Origin of the sequence: Phaeodactylibacter luteus (assembly GCF_007993045.1) — a bacterium.
GTDB lineage: Bacteria > Bacteroidota > Bacteroidia > Chitinophagales > Saprospiraceae > Phaeodactylibacter > Phaeodactylibacter luteus.
In genome coordinates, this window is sequence record NZ_VOOR01000121.1 from 1 (window position 1) to 1,886 (window position 1,886).

The 1,886-nt window shown below is 55.2% G+C and carries 1 protein-coding gene; it reads right to left on the minus strand.

Going from position 1 to position 1,886, the window contains the following annotated elements:
- Positions 1–190 precede the first annotated feature (190 nt).
- The coding region (locus FRY97_RS21710; protein ID WP_147169719.1) for a GEVED domain-containing protein at positions 191–1,886 on the minus strand (1,696 nt) is incomplete at its 5' end.

Genomic DNA, 1,886 nt, shown 5'->3' on the forward strand with positions numbered 1-1,886 from the left:
TGCTCCAAACACCTGCCTGGAATACGCCAAGCTCAAGCACTGCTCTTCTCAACAACTCAAGCATAACAGCCTGTTTGGGATCCGCCTGTACCTTTGTCTGTCAAAAAAGTGCCGCCGAAGGGGGCTTGCCCCCCACGGCGGCCAAAATCTGATACCTAATTTTTGCAGGCAAAACCGCCCCAAGGCTAGCCTACTCTCGCAAAACCATCAGCGGGGCAGACCATACCCTCCCTGCTGCAACAGCTGCCACCCGGTAATTCCCAGCTGGCAAGCCGCTCAAGTCTAAAGTGGCCTGCTGCACCCCTACGCCAAGGTTCATCCGCTGCACCTGCAGCCTGCGCCCTAAATGATCATAGAGATAAATGTCTACTCCACCTGCCGCCGGCAGTTTCAACTCCAGTAAGGCTTGTCCCACTGCGGGGTTAGGATAAACGTTACCACTAAGGCGTTCTGTCTCGCTCGCCGGTTGCTCCACATCCATCTCAGCTGGCAGCCCAGCGCCTATCGCCTGAGTGCCGATCTGTGCAAACCGCCCTTGCCCCTGCACATCCAAGGTGTAATCTTCTGCTTCCCCCCAGGGGAAAGCTCCGCAGGGCCCGGCTGCTTGCCCATAATTCATCACGACACGGACACGGACCAGCCCCGGCAGGGTGTTCTCCGGGATGGTAAATGTGCCAGAAGTTGGGAAGGGATAATTATTCCGAGCATAGACCACCTCACCGTCGTCATCAAAATCACCATCTTGATTAAAATCGGCATAAACCCGCCAAGTCTCTGGAAAAGGGGAGCTCGTAAACCCTGGGGTAAGCGTAAGCGCTACTTCCTGCCCGGGGGCTACCGGATGGGAAAGGCTCGTATAATCCCCATATCCGCCATCATTCCCCGACAGGTTGTCAATACTGCCCAGCACTACTCTTTCCACCCATTCTGACCCCGAACTTACTGCGCCCACCTCACAATACCCCAGGCTTGCAGCAACTTGCACGGAGTAGTTCTCCACTTCTCCGTAAGGGATCAGGTCGCAGGGGCCTGCGGGGCTTCCGTATTTCATGGAGATGCGCATGGCATAAGTGCCTTCGGCAGTACCCTCAGGAGCGGTTATTGCTCCGCTCACAGCCGTATTGGAAGGGCCTGCCTGAAACATCAGTTCGCCTGCATCCAAGAAATCGCCGTCCTGATTCCAGTCTATCCAGATGCGCCAGTATTCATTGAATGTGAAGGCTGCATACCCCGGTTCTAACACCACTTCCTGGCTTTCGCCCAAAGGCAAACCCACAATCATATTCCCAAATGCGCCTAAGCCTCCGTTGTTGCCGCTTTGGTGCTCAAAGCCACCTATTTGCACCCGGTCTATCCACTCGTATTGGGTAGACTGCCCCCTCGACGTGCAAGCTACTGGCTCATCGGTTTCAATTTGAAAGGTTGTCGTTCCAGTACAGCCATTCGCGTCGGATACGGTCACGGTGTAGGTTCCAGCTGGCAAGCCAGAAACTTCATTTCCCATTGCACCATTGCTCCAAGAATAAGTATAAGGTGAAGTGCCGCCTGTAGCATTAGCCTCGGCTGTGCCACCGGTACTGCCTACAGCCGCAGCCGTTGTAACAGATACCACAATGGCTGTAGGGGCCGATACCACTGCTTGTGCCGAAACCGAACAGCCCGTTTGGTCTGTAACAGTCAAGGAATAAATGCCCGCTGATAAATTATTGATGTCGGGCTGTGTGCTGCCATTGCTCCAAAGGTAGCTGTACGGCTCGCTCCCCCCGTTCACGGTACTAACGATAACCCCGTTTTCATCCCCAGCACATGACAAATGGGCTGGGGCTAAGGAAAGTGTTATTTCGCTGCCCCCGCTCACCGTGCCCGTCGCGGTCGCCGTGCAGCCG